Annotated in this window: 1 protein-coding gene; it reads right to left on the reverse strand. The window is 59.5% G+C overall.

The features are described from left to right. Positions 1-341, reverse strand: a 341-nt coding sequence (locus ACZYTD_RS17225; RefSeq protein ID WP_463893926.1) for a VCBS domain-containing protein, incomplete at both ends; no start/stop codon positions are given.

Raw genomic sequence — 341 nt, forward strand, 5'->3', positions numbered from 1 at the left:
GTGCTCGGGTCACCATCGGCATCTTGCATCCGGTAACTGAACTGCTCGGTCAACGTCTGACCCTCATCCAGACCCTGTACCGCCGCCAGGCTGTTATCCAGGGTGTACTGGTATTGGCCATTTCCCAAATCCGTGAAGCTGCCATACTGCGCTTGTGGCGCTACCCACTCGATAAAGCTCACCGGCACATCGGCACCCGGTTGACCATTGTCATGCAGGTCATTCGCCAGTACGCCGCCGCTGACCGTCAGCACTTCCCCGTCCTCGCTGACGCGGTTGCTGTCAGCCACCGCCTGCGGTACGTCATCTATGATGTCGACGGTAATCGTCGCCGGACTGGA

The sequence above is a fragment of the Pseudaeromonas sp. HNCC25DJ180 genome (assembly GCF_055413345.1).